A 15,982-nucleotide genomic window follows, 5' to 3' on the forward strand; every position below is an offset into this window, starting at 1 on the left:
ACTACGGGAGCCGGGATTCGGCGGCGGCCCAGTCGGCGTGGCCGGTCGGGGTGTAGCGGCGGAGGGCCTGAGTTTCGCGGACCAGGGCTCGCATTGACGGCAGGTCCGGGAGGTCCTCGCCGAGGGCGCGGGCTTGGACCAGGACGTTGCCCAGGGCGGCGGCTTCGACCGGGCCGGCCAGGACCGGGACGCCGCAGGCGTCGGCGGTCAGCTGGCACAGGAGTTCGTTGCGGGCGCCGCCGCCGACGATGTGGACCACGTCGAACGAGCGGCCGGAGACCTCGACCGCCGTGCGGAGGGTGCGGCGGTGGGCCAGGGCCAGGCTGTCCACAATGCACCGGACCACCTCGGCCGGCGTCGACGGCGGGCGCTGGCCGGTGGCGCGGCAGGCCGCCGCGATGCGCGCGGGCATGTCGCCCGGGGGCAGGAACGCGGGCGCGTCGATGTCGACGACGGCGGCCAGCGCCGGGGCCGCAGCGGCCGCCGCCAGCAGGTCCGGGAGGTCCGCGCGGGACCACGTCCGCAGGGTCTCCGACAGCACCCACAGGCCCATCACGTTGCGCAGGAAGCGGATCGTGCCGTCGACGCCGCCTTCGTTGGTGAAGTTCGCGGCCAGCGCCGCGTCCCCCAGCTCCGGCTCGGGCAGCTCCAGGCCCGCCAGCGACCAAGTGCCGCAGGAGATGTACGCGAAGTTCGTGCCCGGTTCAGCCGGGACCGCGACGACGGCCGAGGCCGTGTCGTGCGAGCCGACGGCGATCACCGGCACGCCGGACAGCTCCCGCGCCACGCCTACCACCGTGCCGGGGTCGCGCAGCGGGGGCAGCAGCCGCGGCGGGATGCCCACGCGCGAGGCCAGCGAAAACGCCCAGGTCCGCGCGCGGACGTCGTAGAGCTGGGTCGTGGACGCGTTGGTGCGCTCGGCCCCGATCTCGCCGGTCAGCCAGTAGTTCAGCAGGTCCGGCACGAGCAGCATGGTGCGCGCCACGGTCAGCCGGTCCTGTTCGGACACCAGCTGGTACAGCGTGTTGAACGGCAGCTGCTGCAGCCCGGTGACGTCGTACAGCTCCCGGTCGGACACCGACGCGGCCACCTTCTCCGGCACGCCCTCGGTGCGGGAGTCGCGGTGGTGCACGGGGTTGCCGAGCAGCGCGCCCGACTCGTCGAGGAGCCCGTAGTCGACGGCCCACGAGTCGATGCCGATACCGTCCAGGGCCCCGGCGTCGCGGATCCCGGCGAGGGTCTCCCGGTACAGCCCCAGGACGTCCCAGTACAGCACCGGCCCGGCCTGGACGCCGCCGTTGGGGAACCGCCGGATCTCCTCGACGTCGAGGCGGCCCGGGCCCGCGGTCCCGGCCATCACGCGCCCGCTGGACGCGCCGAGGTCGACGGCCGCGACCCGCGTCACGCCCGCACCACGGTCAGCTCCAGCCCGAGCAGGTCCGCCACCGCCGTCAGCTCGGCGACGCGGTGGCCGGTGCCCAGCGCCCAGTGGTGCGCGATGCCGCTGGCCGACCAGGCGTCGGTCCACTCCCCCGGGTCACAGCCGAAGTCGACGCGGGACGTCGTGTTGCCGATCCGCAGCAGCGGCCCGGGCACGACCGTGCCCTCGGACGCGACCAGCGAAAACGTGCCGTCGAGCGCCTGCGCCAGCCCGCACAGCGTCACCGGCCCGTGCTTGACGTCGAACTCCACCGACACGCCCCAGCCGCGCTTGCCGTGGTAGACGCCGAGGCCGCGCAGCAGCGGCTTGCGGGCGCTGATGCCGAGGTGCGCCGGGCCGTCGTGGCCCATCTCGACCACGTTGTCGTGGAAGTTCAGCGCCTGCAGCTCGGTGAACGAGCCGCCCGCGCCGAGCCGGTCCATCAGCAGCATGGCCAGCGACGTCCGCAGCTCGTACTCGCCGACCGCCGGGATGCCGCGGGCGGTGAGCAGGGACGCGCCGAGGATGAACCCGGCGCCGACCCGTTCGTGGGTCTCGCCGTCGAGCCCGCGGTGGTAGTAGGCCAGCGAGTCGAGCGAGAAGTCCTCGACGAGCCGGTCCAGCGCCACGGAAACCTTGGCACCCCAAGCGAAGTCCTCGTCCACAACGGACTCGTCCACAGTGAACACGTCGCAGGCCAGTGCGACCCGGTCGGCCGTCTCGCTGTCGGTCACCTTCTCGACGCGCACCCGCAGGTCGTCGATCTCCAGGATCTCGACGTGCCCGCCGAGCTGGCCGGACACCAGCGTCGGGTCGGTCGAGACGTCCATCATGCCCGGGTAGAGGTGCCCGAGCAGGCCGTGCCGGCCGGTGCGGAACGCCGCCCGCACCCCGGCCGCCTTGATCCAGCGCCCGATGCGCGTCCAGGCCCGCTCGTCCTCCAGGTACCCGGACACCGAGCGGAACTCGACGCCGAGGCGGCGGAACGCGTTGGCCATCTCCGGCAGCGGGCAGGCCCCGCAGTAGGCCAGCCACGCGCCGGTGTCGAAGGACTCGTGGTCCATCGCCTCGGTGGGCTGCAGGTTCAGCAGCAGCACCGGCGCCCCCGAGCGCTGGGCGACCGGCGCCAGCATGCTGGACGTCAGGTACGTCGTGAGGAAGCCGATGATCAGGTCGCAGCCGGCGACCCGCAGCTTCTCCGCGGCCGCCGCGCCCTCGGATGCGTCCGACACGAACCCGACGTCGACGACCTCGCAGTCCATTCCGGACAGTCGCTCGGCCACCCGCCGGGCCGACGCCTGCAGCTGCGGCAGCAGCTTCGGGAACTGCGGCCAGTACGCGCCGAGCCCGCCCGCGACGAGCCCGACACGGGTCTTGCGCGGCGTGATGCGGTCGAGGGTCATGACTCTCCTTAACGCAGGAACGCCGCGGCCACCCCGGCGTCGACCGGCACGTGCAGGCCGGTGGTGTGGGTCAGGTCGCCGCCGGTCAGCGCGAACACCGCCGCCGCGACGTGCTCGGGCAGCACCTCGCGCTTGAGGATGGTGCGCTGGGCGTAGAACTCGCCGAGCTTGGACTCCTCGACGCCGTAGACGGCGGCGCGCTGGGCGCCCCAGCCGCCGGCGAAGATGCCGGAGCCCTGGACGACACCGTCCGGGTTGACGCCGTTGACGCGGATACCGTGCGCGCCCAGCTCGGCGGCCAGGAGCCGGACCTGGTGGGCCTGGTCGGCCTTGGCCGCGCCGTAGGCGACGTTGTTCGGGCCCGCGAACACGGCGTTCTTGGACGAGATGTAGACGATGTCGCCGCCGCTGCCCTGGTCGATCATGGCCTTCGCCGCGGCGCGCGCGACGAGGAACGAGCCCTTGGCCATGACGTCGTGCTGCAGGTCCCAGTCGCGTTCGGTGGTCTCCAGCAGCGGCTTGGAGATGGACAGCCCGGCGTTGTTGACGACCAGGTCGATCCCGCCGAAGGCCAGCACGGTCGCGTCCACAGCCGCTTGGACAGCGTCCGAGTCGGTGACGTCGGCCGTCACCGCGAGCCCGCCGATCTCCGCGGCGACCTCTTCGGCCGCGGCGGTGTTCAGGTCGGCGATCGTGACGCAGGCACCCTCGGCGGCGAGCCGCAGGGCGATGGCCTTACCGATCCCCGAACCCGCGCCGGTCACCAGCGCGATCCGCCCGGCCAATGGCTTGGGCTTGGGCATCCGCTGCAGCTTGGCCTCTTCGAGGGCCCAGTACTCGATCCGGAACTTCTCGCTCTCGTCGATCGGCGCGTAGGTGGACACCGACTCCGCGCCACGCATGACGTTGATCGCGTTGACGTAGAACTCCCCCGCCACGCGCGCGGTCTGCTTGTCCTTGCCGAACGAGAACATCCCGACACCCGGCACCAGCACGATGGCCGGGTCGGCGCCGCGCATCGCGGGCGAGTCCGGGGTCGCGTGCCGGTCGTAGTAGGCGCGGTATTCGTCGCGGTACTCGGCGTGCAGTTCCTTCAGCCGCGCGACGACGTCTTCCAGTGACGCGGAGCTGGGCAGGTCGACGACCAGCGGCCGGACCTTGGTGCGCAGGAAGTGGTCCGGGCAGGACGTCCCGAGCGCGGAGAGGGGTGCGAGCTTCTCGCGGGCCAGGAACTCGAGTACGACGTCGCTGTCGGTGTAGTGCCCGACGACGCGCTGGTCGGTCGACGCGAGCCCACGCACCACCGGCGCGAGCGCGGCGGCCCGAGCCCGGCGTTCAGCGTCGGGCAGCGCCTCGAAGCCGGGTACCACCGGTCCGAACGGCTCCGCGGAACCCCGTGAAGCCAGGAACTCCTCGGCCGTGCGGATGATCTCCAGTGAGTTGCGCTGGCACTCCTCCGAGGTCGCGCCCCACGCCGTGATGCCGTGGCCGCCGAGGATGACGCCGATGGCCTGCGGGTTGGCGTCCTTCACGGCGGCGATGTCCAGGCCGAGCTGGAAGCCGGGACGCCGCCAGTCGACCCACGCGACGCGGTCGCCGAAGCACTCCTTGGTCAGCGCAGCGCCGTCGGCCGCCGTGGCCAGGGCGATGCCGGAGTCCGGGTGCAGGTGGTCGACGTGCGGGGCCTCGACGAGCCCGTGCATCGCGGTGTCGATCGACGGTGCCGCGCCGCCGCGCCCGTGCAGGCAGTAGTCGAACGCGGCGACCATCTCGTCCTCACGCTCGACACCCGGGTAGACGTCGACGAGGGCGCGCAGCCGGTCGAGCCGCAGCACGGCGAGCCCGGACTCCTTGAGCGTGCCGAGGTCGCCGCCGGAGCCCTTGACCCACAGCACCTCCGTCGGGGCGCCGGTCACCGGGTCGGTGACGTCGCCCTTGGCGGAGGTGTTGCCGCCGGCGTAGTTGGTGTTGCGCGGGTCGGCTCCGAGCGCGTTGCTGCGCGCGATGAGCTGCTCCGGCGTGGACGGGACCGTCATCGTCATGCTCCCCATCCGGCCTGCGTGCCGCCGGCGCGCTCGGCCACGATCTTCTCCTGGTATCCGCTGCGGTGGTAGGCCGCGACGGGGTCCGGGTCGAGTCCGGCTTCCTCGCGGAGTTCGGCCAGCAGCGGCCGGACGTCGGTGTTGTAGGCGTCCATCAGCACGGCGTTCGCGCCGAGCACGTCACCCGACTGCTGAGCAACGCGCAACGCGGAACGGTCGACCAGCAGCGCCTTGGCCGTCGCCTCCTGGACGTTGAGCACCGAGCGGATGATCGCCGGGATCTTCGCCTCGATGTTGTGGCACTGGTCGAGCATGAACGCGATGCCGTAGGACGGGTCGAGCGCGTCGCCCCGGACGATCTCGTACATGATCCGGAACAGCTGGAACGGGTCGGCCGCGCCGGCCATCAGGTCGTCGTCGGCGTAGAAGCGCGAGTTGAAGTCGAACGCGCCGAGCTTCCCGGCCCGCAGCAGGAACGCCACGATGAACTCGATGTTCGTGCCGGGCGCGTGGTGGCCGGTGTCGATGCAGACCGTGGCCTTCTCGCCCAGCTCCATGCAGTGCGCGTACGACGTGCCCCAGTCGGGGACGTCGGTGGCGTAGAAGGCGGGCTCGAAGAGCTTGTACTCCAGCAGGATCCGCTGGTTGTCGCCGAGGCGGTCGTACGTCTCCTTCAGCGCCGCGGCGAGCCGGTCCTGACGGTCGCGGATGTCGTCCTGGCCCGGGTAGTTGATGCCGTCGGAGAACCACAGCTTCAGGTCGCGGGACCCGGTGGCGTCCATGATGGAGATCGCCTCGAGGAGGTGGTCGGTCGCCTTGCGGCGGATCCCGGCCTCGGGGTTGGTCACCGAGCCGAGCTTGTAGTCCTCGTCCTGGAAGACGTTGGTGTTGATGGCGCCGATCTCGACGCCGAGGTCGCGCGCGTACGCGGTGAGGGCGCCGTAGTCGTCGACGCGGTCCCACGGGATGTGCAGCGCCACGCTCGGCGCGATGCCGGTGAACCGGTGCACGGTCGCGGCGTCGGCGATCTTCTCCTCGGCCGTGCGCGGGACGCCGGGCTGCGGGAACACCTTGAAGCGGGTGCCCGAGTTGGCGTACGCCCACGACGGCGTCTCGATGCGCTGCGCCCGCAGGGCCTGTTTCACGGCCGTCATGTCGCGCAAGACGATCACTGTCCTTCCCGGACGGAGGTGGTTTCGAGGTGGAAGACTTCGTCGAGCAGCTGGAAGCCCTCGTCGGGCGGACCGCCGTCCAGGCCGGTGAAGAACTCCGCCATCTCCGCCTGCCAGCGGGTGTTCACCTCGGTGCGGGCCATCGCGGCCTGCGCGGCGGCGAGGTCTTCGGCCTCGACGTAACCGATCAGCAGGCCGTCTCCGCGCAGGAAGAGCGAGTAGTTGTGCCAGCCGCTGTCGCGCAGGGCCTGCCGCATCTCCGGCCACACCGCGCGGTGCCGCTCGGCGTACTCGGCGGCACGCCCGGGCTTCACCTGGAGGCAGAAGCAGTATCGGGGCATTCTTCGTCCTTTGTGGACCCCGCGGCCGGGCCGGGGCGGCGATCCGGCCCGGCCGCGGGAGCTTCTCAGAAGTTGAACTTGTCGATGTTGTTCGCGTCGAAGGTCGTCGGCGGGCCGAGGACGATCTCACCGCTCGCGCCGATGGTGTAGTCACCGAGCTTGCCGGCCTTGAACTTCTCGCCTTCCTTACCGGTGATCTGGCCCGAGGACAGCGCGACGCCGGCGTAGGCGGCGAGGTAGCCGATGTCGGCCGGGTTCCACAGCGCGAACTGCTTCACGGTGCCGTCCTTGACGAACGCGCGCATCTGGTTCGGCGTGCCCAGGCCGGTCACCGCGACCTTGCCCTTGTAGCTCGACGAGCTGACGTAGCGCGCGGCGGCCGCGATGCCCACGGTGGTCGGCGAGACGATCACCTTGAGGTTCGGGAACGACTGCAGCAGGCCCTGGGCCTCCTGGAACGACTTCTGGTCGTCGTCGTTGCCGTAGGCGATCTTGTCCAGCTTCAGGCTCGCGTACTCCGGCTTGGCGAGCTCCTTCTTGAGCACGTCGATCCAGGCGTTCTGGTTGGTGGCGTTCGGCGTCGCGGAGAGGACCGCGATCTCGCCGGAGCCGCCGGAGAGGTCCTTGGCCTGCTTGGCCAGCGCCTCGCCGATGCCCTGGGTGGTGGCCTGGTTGATGAAGACGTCGCGGCAGTCCTTGGCGGCGTCGGAGTCGAACGCGACGACCTTGATGCCGGCACTGCGGGCCTGGTTGAGCGACGGGCACACCGCGTTCGGGTCGTTCGCGGCGATGCCGATCACGTTCTGCTGCTGCTGGATCAGCGTGTTGATGTAGCTGACCTGCGACGACGCGCTCGCGTCGTTCGGCCCGACCAGCTTGTACTCGCCCCTCAGCTCGTCGAGCGCGGTCTTGCCGCCGCTGACCTCGATGTCGCTGTAGGGGTTGTTGAGCTGCTTGGGCAGGAACGCCATCTTGACGCCCTCCTTGGCCGCGGCGTTGGGGTTCGCCGCCGCCGTGGACTGCTGGGCACCGGAACCGGTGCTGTCGTTCTTCGTGGTGCCGCCGCAGGCGGCCAGCACGAGCACCAGCCCGGCCGACACTGCGCCGGTGAGGAACCGTCGGGACATCTTCGTCACCTTTCTGGGGATACCGGAGCAGTCGCCCGGCTCCGGCGGCGCAAGGCCGTCCGGGCCGAGGAGACGATGTTGGGCAGCAGGACCGACACGATGAGGAGCACGCCGGTCACGATGTTGAGGGCTTCGTTCGAGACGTCCTGCAGGCGCAGCGCGTTCTGCAGGGACGCCAGCAGGACCACCCCGGCGAGCACGCCGGGCAGCGTGCCCTTGCCGCCGAAGATGGACACGCCGCCGAGGAGCACGGCGGCCACGACGGCCAGTTCGAGGCCGAAGCCGTTGTCGGCGCGGGCGCTGGAGTAGCGCAGCGTCCACAGCACGCCCGCGACCCCGGCGACCGCGCCGCTCACGACGTAGAGCCAGAACTTCAGGCGCCCGGTGCGGATCCCGGCGAACCGCGCGGCCTGCTCGCCGGCACCGGCCGCGAAGACGCTGCGGCCGACCGGCGTCGCGTGCAGCACGAGCCCGAACAGGGCCGCCACCACGATCAGCGGGATCAGGACGTTCGGGATCGGACCGTCGCCGATGGTCCCGGTGACCCAGCTCGTGTAGTCACGCGGGAAGTCGGCGACCGCGCCGTCGCCGAGCACGACGAACGCCAGGCCGCGGTACAGCGCGAGCGTGCCGATCGTGACGGCGAGGGCGGGCAGTTTCAGGACGGTGACGAAGAAGCCGTTCACCGCGCCGAGGACCGCGCCGAGCACGATGCAGAGCGGGATGATCGTCTCGATCGACAGGCCCGCGTCCCACAGCGAGCCCATCACCGCGGACGTCAGCCCGAGCGTGCTCGCCACCGAGAGGTCGATCTCGCCGGTGACGATGATGAACGTCATCGGCAGCGCGATCAGCGCGATCGGCAGCAGGTCGAGCAGCAAAAAGGTGAAGTTGCGGCTGGTGCCGAAGTTCTCGACGGCGCCGGAGGCGATCAGCACGACCACGACCGTGACGAGCACGACGGCGGCGTCCCAGCTGAGCAGCCTGCCGAACCGGTTCCCGGTGTCAGACATGGGAATCCCTCTTCTTCAGTGCCTTGGCCACCCGCACGGCGACCAGCCGGTCGGCGCCGATGGCGAGCAGGATCAGCGCGCCGACGATCGCCTGCTGCCAGAACTGGTTGATGTCGAGCACGGCCAGGGCGCTGCCGATGACCGTGAGCAGCAGCGCGCCAAGGCCCGCGCCCCAGACCGAGCCGCTGCCTCCGAACACCGCGACGCCACCGACGACGGCCGCGGCGACGACGTTCAGCTCGTAGCCGGTGCCGGCCGCCGCGTCCACCGTGCCGAACCGCGCCGCGAACAGGACCCCGGCCAGACCGGCGAGCGCGCCGCTGACCAGGAACGCGGCGCTGGTGTTGCGGCCGACCTTGATGCCGGCCAGCTTCGCGGCCTGCGGGCTGGAGCCCATCGCGTACAGCTCGCGGCCGGCGCGGTAGCTGCGCAGCACGATCCCGGCGATCACCAGCACGACCACCGCGATCAGCACCAGCCACGGGATCCCGAGGACCGACGCCGTGCCGAAGTCCAGGAAGGACGCCGGCAGCTTGTCGGCGTTGATCTGCTGGCCGCCGGCCCAGAAGAAGCTGACCCCGCGGAAGGCGTACAGCGTGCCGAGCGTGACGACCAGCGCCGGCACCTGGCCGAACCGGACGAGCACGCCGTTGAGCAGGCCGCAGACCGCGCCGACGGCGATCCCGGCGAGCAGCGCCACGATCACCGGCAGGCCGGGGTTGTCGCGCATCAGCGAGCCGACGGCGAACGCCGAGAGGCCGAGCACGGACCCGACCGACAGGTCGATGTTGCGGGTGATGATCACGACCGCCTGCCCGACGGCCAGCACCGCGAGGATCGCCGTGCCGAGCAGGATGTCGCGGATGCTCTGCCCGGACAGGAACCGGGAGTTCTGCGTCGCGGTGAACGCGACCAGGACGATCAGGGCGAGGACGATGCCGGACTCGCGGGCCTTGAAGACGTTGGCGGCCCACGACGACCGGTCACTCAGGGACTCCCGCGGCGGGGCGGCCACCTTGGTCGCGTTCACGCGGCGGCCCCCTGTCCCATCGCGGCGAACATGACCGAGTCTTCGGTGGCTTCGGCGCGCGGCAGCTCGGCCACGATCCGGCCCTCCCGCATCACCAGCACGCGGTCGGCCATGCCCAGTACCTCCGGCAGTTCGGACGACACCATGACGACGGCGACGCCTTCGGCCGCGAGCGACGACATCAGCCGGTGCACCTCGGCCTTCGTGCCGACGTCGATGCCGCGGGTCGGTTCGTCCACGATCAGCACCTTCGGCGCCATCGCGAGCCACTTGGCCAGCACGACCTTCTGCTGGTTGCCACCGGAGAGCGTGCCGACGGGGTCGCCGAGGCGGCGGTACTTGGTGCGCAGCCGCTCGGTCCAGCGCGCCGCCTCCTGCCGTTCGCTCCCGCCGGAGAGGAACCCGAGCTTCGCCAGCGCGCCGGAGCGCGGCAGCGTCACGTTGCGCTCGATCGACAGGTCCATGATCAGGCCCTGCTGCCGCCGGTCCTCGGGGACGAGCGCCATCCCGGCGTTCATCGCGGCCCGCGACGAGTGCGCCTTGAGCTTCTTCCCGTTCACCCGCACGGTTCCGGCGTCGCGTTCGTCCACTCCGAACACGGCCTGGACGACCTCGGAGCGGCCGGACCCGACGAGCCCGGCGAACGCGACGATCTCCCCCGCGCGCACCGAGAACGAGATGTCGCGGAAGACGCCTTCCCGGGCCAGGCCGTCGACTTCGAGGACCACGGCGCCGGGTTCGACGTCCTGCTTGGGGAACAGCGCGTCGAGGTCCCGCCCGACCATGCGGTGGACCATCTCGTCGACCGTGACGTCGGCGACGAGGTCCGTGGAGACGTGCTTGCCGTCGCGCATGATCGTGACGCGCTGGCAGAGCTCGGTGATCTCCTCGAAGCGGTGCGAGATGAACATGATCGCCGCGCCTTCCTCGCGCAGCGTCCGCGCGACCGTGAACAGCCGCTCGACCTCGACGCGGCTCAACGCGGCGGTCGGCTCGTCCATGATCAGCACGCGGGCGTCGGCGCTGAGCGCCTTGGCGATCTCGACGATCTGCTGGTCGGCGATCGACAGCCCGCGCGCCGGGCGGGCCGGGTCGATCCGGACGCCGAGCCGGGTGAACAGCCGGTCGGCTTCCGCGCGGATCGCGGCCCGGTCGATGCGGCCGAGGCTTTTGCGCGGGTGCCGGCCCATGACGATGTTCTCGGCGACCGAAAGGTCCGGGAACAGCGTGGGTTCCTGGTAGATCACAGCGATGCCGGCGGCCTTAGCGTCGGCGGGCGAGCCGAACGAAACCGGTTCCCCGTCCATCAGCAGCGTGCCGTCGTCGGGCTTGTGCACCCCGGCGAGCATCTTGACGATCGTCGACTTGCCGGCGCCGTTCTCCCCGACCAGGGCGTGGGCCTCCCCGGCGTACAGGGGGAAGGACACCCCGGCGACCGCCGCGACGGCGCCGAACGACTTCGTCACGCCGCGCACCTCCAGCAGAGGGGCCCGGCCCGGGTCCTGCCGCGTCATCGCGACCTCCGGTTCAAAGGGATTGAAAGGTTTCACAAACCTGGCGCGGTGACGCTACTATGCAGCCGAAGACCAAGTCAATGCATCGGCCGAACCGTGGCCAAACGGCTTCAAGAGCGGGTAGTTCGTGGCGATGTTACGTTTCAACCTGCGTGGTAAGAGGGGGTCCGATGACGGTCCAGCAGTCCGGCGCCGAGCCGAGAGCGGCGGGCATGAAGGACGTCGCCGCGGCCGCCGGCGTCTCCCTCGGCACGGTGTCCAACGTGCTCAACCGCCCCGACCGCGTCAGCCCCGCCACGCGCGCCAAGGTCGAGGCCGCGATGGCCGAGCTCCGGTTCGTGCGCAACGAGTCCGCGCGGCAGCTGCGCGCCGGGCGCAGCCGCGTGCTGGCCTACGTGATGCTCGACGGCAGCAACCCGTTCTTCACCGACGTCGCGGCCGGCATGGAGGACGCGGCCGACGAGGGTGACCTCTCGCTGTTCCTCTGCAACAGCGCCCACCAGCCGTCGCGGGAGGAGGCCTACCTCGGCCGCCTCGAACAGCAGCGGGTGCAGGGCATCCTCATCACACCCGTCGACCCGGACGCGCCGCTGCTGCGCGAGATCGCCCGGCGCGGGACGCCGGTGGTGGTCGTGGACCGCACGCCGGACGGCACCGAGCACTGTTCCGTCGCGGTGGACGACGTCTACGGCGGCGAGATCGCCGTGCGGCACCTGATCGAGCAGGGCCACGACCGGATCGCCTTCATCGGCAACCACACGACGGTCGGGCAGGTGCGCGACCGCCGCCAGGGTGCGCTGCGCGCGCTGCAAGCCGCCGGCCTGGGCCCGGACCACCTCGTCGACCTCACGACGACGGCGCTGACCGTCGCCGACGGCCGCGGCGCCGGCGAACGGCTGGCCGGCCTGCCCGCGGCGATCCGCCCGACCGCCGCGTTCTGCGCCAACGACCTGGTGGCGCTGGGCCTGCTGCAGACGTGCGCCACCCTGCGCATGCGCGTCCCGGAGGACCTGGCGATCGTCGGGTACGACGACATCGAGTTCGCCGCGGCCGCCGCGGTCCCGCTCACGTCGGTCCGCCAGCCCCGCCGCCGCCTCGGCCGCACGGCGGCGGAGCTACTGCTGGCCGAAACGACCGAAACCTCCCACGAGCATCGGCAGGTCGTGTTCACCCCGGAACTGGTGGTTCGCACCTCCACCCTGCGCTGAACCGGGCATCACGCGTGTTCCGCCGGGCATCACACGTGATCCGGCGGGCATCGCGCGTGATCCAGGGGGCATCACACGTGATCCGGCGGGCATCGGGCGTGATGCCCCTCCAATCACGCGTGATGCCCGCCCAGTCACGCGTGATGCCTCTCCAGTCACGCGTAATGCCGCTCCGGCCTGGTGCGATGCCTGAGTGGGTCCGTTTGGGACACACTGGAGGCGTCGAGCCGGAGTGCTCGCCCGAGCACGGAGGTCGGCATGGCGGACGGACGGCGGCTTTCGCGCCGCGGGTTCCTCGCCGCGAGCGGGGCCGGGCTGGCCGCCGCCGTCGTGGGAACCACCGTCGCCGGGTCGGCCGGGATGGGCGAACCGGACCCGGATGCCGTGCGACTGGGTGATTTCTGGCTTTTCGGGCGGTACGAGGACGGCTGCGCGGACGCCGACTTCGACGAGGAAGACCTTTCGCCGGTGCAGCTCCCCCACTGCGTGACGCCGTTGTCGTGGACCGGCTGGCAGCCGTCGTCCTGGCAGGACCGGTGGATCTACCGCAAGCACTTCACGGTGTCCCCGGCGATGGCCTCCGAACGCGTCCGGGCGCGGTTCGACGGCGTGATGACCAACGCGGCCGTCTACCTCAACGGCACGCTCGTCGCCTCCCACAACGGCGGTTACCTGCCGTTCGAGGTGGAGCTTCCGCAGGTCACCGCGGGCGACAACATCCTCGCCGTGGTGGTCGACGGGCGCTGGCAGCTCGACGTCCCGCCCAACCTGCCGCGGATGGACGGCCCGTCGGTGATCGACTTCTACCAGCCGGCCGGGATCTACCGCCCGGCCACGATCGGCACGGTGCCGCGCACCCGGCTCACCGACGTCTTCGCCTGCCCTGCGGACGTCCTCTCCCCCGCGCGCTCGCTGCGCCTGACCTGCGAACTGGACACGACCACCGCGATCGCCGAGCCGCTGCAGGTCACGGCGTCGGTGAGCCAGGCCGGCCGGGAGCTGGCCCAGGGCGCCGCGACCGTCGGGCCGATGCCGGTCGGGACGAAGACCGTCACGTTCGAGGTGGGCGGGCTCGGCGCGGTCCGGCTCTGGGACGTCGAGGACCCGGCGCTCTGCGACGTCACCGTGAGCGTGCGGTCCGGGCCGCGGCGGCTCGACCAGCGGGTGGTGCGCGTCGGGTTCCGCGAAGCCCGGTTCACCGCGGACGGCTTCTTCCTCAACGGCCGCCGGCTCAAGCTGTTCGGCCTCAACCGCCACCAGTGGTACCCGTTCGCCGGCGGCGCGATGCCCGACCGCGTCCAGCGCCGCGACGCCGAAATCCTGCGCCGCGAGCTGAACTGCACCATGGTCCGCTGCTCCCACTACCCGCAGTCGACCGCGTTCCTCGACACCTGTGACGAGCTGGGCCTGCTGGTGTGGGAGGAGATCCCGGGCTGGGGTCGCGTCGGGGACGCCGCCTGGCAGCAGCAGAACCTGCGTGACGTGTCGGCGATGGTCGTCCGGGACCGCAACCACCCGAGCATCGTCGTGTGGGGCACCCGCGTGAACGAGGCCACCGGCACCACCGAGATGTACCTGAAGACCGGCAAGCTCGCGAAGCAGCTCGACCCGTCGCGCCCGACCAGCGGGGCGCTGGCCAGCACCACCGGTGCCCGGCTGGCCCTGCCGCCGGGGACCGACGAGCAGGTGCTCGCCTACAACGACTACACCGCGCGCCGCGGGGCGCCGTTCCAGCTGAAGGCGCCGCGGCCGGGCGTGCCGTACCTGGTGACGGAGTCGATCGGCACGCTCGCCGGCGCCCGCGCGTACCGGCGGACCGACCCGAACGCCACCCGCCAGCAGCAGGCCGAGCTGCACGCGAAGGCCCACGACCTCGCCGCGGCCGACGACCGCTACAGCGGGCTGCTCGCCTGGTGCGCGTTCGACTACCCGTCGGGCTGGCAACGCTCGATGGGCGGCTCGAAGTTCGCCGGGGTGTCCGACATCTTCCGGATCCCGAAGCCCGCCGCGGCGTTCTACGCCTCGCAGGGCGACCCGCGGGTGCGCGCGGTGGTGGAGACCGGGTTCGCGTGGGACTTCGGCGCCGGGTTCCCGGCGCCGGGCGCGACGATCTGGTCGAACTGCGACCGGCTCGAGGTGTTCCTGGCCGACCGGCACGTCGGCACGGCCCGCAGCCGCCGGGCGGAGTTCCCGCACCTGCGGTACCCGCCGTTCGCCGTCGACCTCCCGCCGGCCCGGGCCGAGCTGCGCGTCGACGGCTACGTGGGCGACCGCCTGGTGGTGACCCGGCGCTACAGCGGCGACCGGGCGCACGACGTGCTGAGCTGCGTCCCGGACGACACGGAACTGCGGTCCGACGGCGCCGACGCGACCCGCGTGGTCGTCTCGGTGATCGACCGCTACGGCACGCTGCGCGCGTCGGCGTCCGGGAAGGTGTCGCTCACCCTGACCGGCCCGGGCGAGCTGGTCGGCGACACGACGCTGGACCTCGCGGCGACCGGCGGCGCGGCGGCGGTGTGGCTGCGCCCGTTCGCGGGCCCGCCGGGCACCCTGACCCTGACGGCCCGCCACGACTCCCTGGGCGTCGCCACGTCCACGGTGACGGCCCGCGCCCCCGGCGCCACCCCCACCTCCGCCACCCGCCCGTGACCCTGGCCCTCAGGTCAGGGGGCGGCGAGTACGCCGGCCAGCACCGCCGCCTGGCTGAGCGGGAGCGTGGCGCTCGCGGTCAGCAAGGTCAGGGGGCCGCCCGCCGCCAGGTCGCGGAGCCTGGCCAGGGCCGCCAGCCGGTCCGGCTCGCCCAGCTCCGCGCGGTAGCGGTCGGCGAACTCCGCGAAGCGGTCCGGGTCGTGGCCGTACCAGGTGCGCAGCTCGTCCGAGGGGGCGAGCTGGCGGTACCAGCCGTCCAGCACGACCGTCCGGGACGCGCCGCGCGGCCAGAGCCGTTCCACGAGCACGCGGGTACCGTCGGCGGGCCCGGCCGGGTCGGCCAGGCGCGCCACGCGGACCGGCGTGGGCTGCATGCGCGCATTCTGCGGTGCGCTCGCGTCCACCGCCACCGGAGACCAGGGAGAACATCGTGCGCAACCGCGTGACGCCGGCCGGCGACATCGTCGACGTCCCCCTGCGCGGCGCGTGGACCGGCAACCGGGGCGTGCTGCACGAGGGCCGCGAGATCGTCCGCTTCCACGGCGGCGACCTGTGGATCACCTGCGTGCTCGAGTTCCGCGGCCGCTGGCGCGAGCAGTGGCTGCCGGGCCGCTACACGCACCTGTACTTCCACGACGAGGCCGTCTCGTTCGCCGCCGGGCACCGGCCGTGCGGCGAGTGCCGCCACGCCGACTACACGGCCTACCGCGACGCCTGGGGTGGCAAGCCGTCCGCGACGGAGATGAACCGGCAGCTCCACCGGGAACGCCTCCACCGCGGCACCCACCGCCGTCGGCTGCACGAGCTGAGCTGGACCGGCCTGCCGGACGGCGCGTTCGTCCGGCGCGGCGACCGTCCGGAACTCGTCCTCGGCGACCACCTCACGGAGTGGACGACCACGGGGTACGGCACCCGGCGGCCGCGCCCGTCCGGCGGAACCGTCCCGGTGCTCACTCCCCCGGCCACGATCGCCGTGCTGCGCGCCGGTTACCCCGTGCAGATCGACGACAGCGCGCGCTGAACCGGGGCTTGCGAGCCGGGCTGTCCCGATCGAGACTGCCGG

At 72.0% G+C, this 15,982-nt stretch carries 13 protein-coding genes; 3 read left to right on the forward strand and 10 right to left on the reverse strand.

The features are described 5' to 3' along the window. Nucleotide 1: 1 nt before the first annotated feature. The 9 genes from VA596_RS46225 to VA596_RS46265 all read right to left on the reverse strand — a co-directional run bounded on the left by VA596_RS46225 (nucleotide 2) and on the right by VA596_RS46265 (nucleotide 11,062). On the reverse strand, nucleotides 2–1,357 hold the full coding sequence (locus tag VA596_RS46225) for a rhamnulokinase (protein WP_323336829.1): 1,356 nt from the start codon (nucleotides 1,355–1,357) through the stop codon (nucleotides 2–4). A 44-nt stretch (nucleotides 1,358–1,401) separates the two neighbouring features. Then, nucleotides 1,402–2,823 (reverse strand): L-fucose/L-arabinose isomerase family protein, encoded by a 1,422-nt coding sequence (locus VA596_RS46230; RefSeq protein ID WP_323336656.1) that lies wholly within the window; start codon nucleotides 2,821–2,823, stop codon nucleotides 1,402–1,404. A gap of 8 nt (nucleotides 2,824–2,831) precedes the next feature. After that, a complete protein-coding gene (locus VA596_RS46235; RefSeq protein WP_410171990.1) occupies nucleotides 2,832–4,865 on the reverse strand; it encodes a bifunctional aldolase/short-chain dehydrogenase in 2,034 nt (677 codons plus the stop codon). Further along, complete coding sequence (rhaI, locus tag VA596_RS46240) at nucleotides 4,862–6,019, reverse strand: L-rhamnose isomerase (RefSeq protein WP_410171993.1); 1,158 nt, start codon at nucleotides 6,017–6,019, stop codon at nucleotides 4,862–4,864. Before rhaI ends, VA596_RS46235 begins: the two co-directional genes overlap by 4 nt. Nucleotides 6,020–6,033: 14 nt before the next feature. Further along, nucleotides 6,034–6,378, reverse strand: a complete 345-nt coding sequence (locus tag VA596_RS46245; RefSeq protein WP_323336660.1) for an L-rhamnose mutarotase — start codon at nucleotides 6,376–6,378, stop codon at nucleotides 6,034–6,036. Nucleotides 6,379–6,443: 65 nt separating this feature from the next. Next, complete coding sequence (rhaS, locus tag VA596_RS46250) at nucleotides 6,444–7,505, reverse strand: rhamnose ABC transporter substrate-binding protein (protein WP_323336662.1); 1,062 nt, start codon at nucleotides 7,503–7,505, stop codon at nucleotides 6,444–6,446. 5 nt (nucleotides 7,506–7,510) lie between these two features. Then, on the reverse strand, nucleotides 7,511–8,518 hold the full coding sequence (locus VA596_RS46255; RefSeq protein ID WP_323336663.1) for an ABC transporter permease: 1,008 nt from the start codon (nucleotides 8,516–8,518) through the stop codon (nucleotides 7,511–7,513). Beyond that, on the reverse strand, nucleotides 8,511–9,548 hold the full coding sequence (locus VA596_RS46260; protein WP_323336665.1) for an ABC transporter permease: 1,038 nt from the start codon (nucleotides 9,546–9,548) through the stop codon (nucleotides 8,511–8,513). The genes VA596_RS46255 and VA596_RS46260 overlap by 8 nt, the downstream gene beginning before the upstream one ends. Next, nucleotides 9,545–11,062: a sugar ABC transporter ATP-binding protein gene (locus VA596_RS46265; protein ID WP_323336667.1), complete on the reverse strand. Its 1,518-nt coding sequence runs from the start codon at nucleotides 11,060–11,062 to the stop codon at nucleotides 9,545–9,547. Before VA596_RS46265 ends, VA596_RS46260 begins: the two co-directional genes overlap by 4 nt. A gap of 170 nt (nucleotides 11,063–11,232) precedes the next feature. Between VA596_RS46265 and VA596_RS46270 the strand changes: the two genes are divergently transcribed. Together VA596_RS46270 and VA596_RS46275 are read left to right on the forward strand one after the other, a co-directional pair. Further along, nucleotides 11,233–12,270, forward strand: coding sequence for a LacI family DNA-binding transcriptional regulator (locus tag VA596_RS46270; protein WP_323336668.1), 1,038 nt, complete (start codon nucleotides 11,233–11,235; stop codon nucleotides 12,268–12,270). Nucleotides 12,271–12,528: 258 nt separating this feature from the next. Next, nucleotides 12,529–14,919, forward strand: coding sequence for a glycoside hydrolase family 2 protein (locus tag VA596_RS46275; RefSeq protein ID WP_323336670.1), 2,391 nt, complete (start codon nucleotides 12,529–12,531; stop codon nucleotides 14,917–14,919). Between the two features lie 14 nt (nucleotides 14,920–14,933). On the opposite strand, the gene VA596_RS46280 is transcribed toward VA596_RS46275, so the two are convergent. Continuing rightward, nucleotides 14,934–15,293 carry a DUF488 domain-containing protein gene (locus tag VA596_RS46280; protein ID WP_323336672.1) on the reverse strand — a complete coding sequence of 120 codons (360 nt, stop codon included), beginning with the start codon at nucleotides 15,291–15,293 and terminating at the stop codon, nucleotides 14,934–14,936. Nucleotides 15,294–15,349: 56 nt separating this feature from the next. On the opposite strand from VA596_RS46280, the gene VA596_RS46285 reads away from it, so the two are divergent. Continuing rightward, the gene (locus tag VA596_RS46285; protein ID WP_323336675.1) at nucleotides 15,350–15,940 is read left to right on the forward strand and encodes a hypothetical protein; all 591 of its coding nucleotides are present in this window, start codon (nucleotides 15,350–15,352) and stop codon (nucleotides 15,938–15,940) included. Nucleotides 15,941–15,982: the final 42 nt, after the last annotated feature.

It is taken from the genome of Amycolatopsis heterodermiae (assembly GCF_034929455.1).
Taxonomy (GTDB): Bacteria; Actinomycetota; Actinomycetes; order Mycobacteriales; family Pseudonocardiaceae; genus Amycolatopsis; species Amycolatopsis heterodermiae.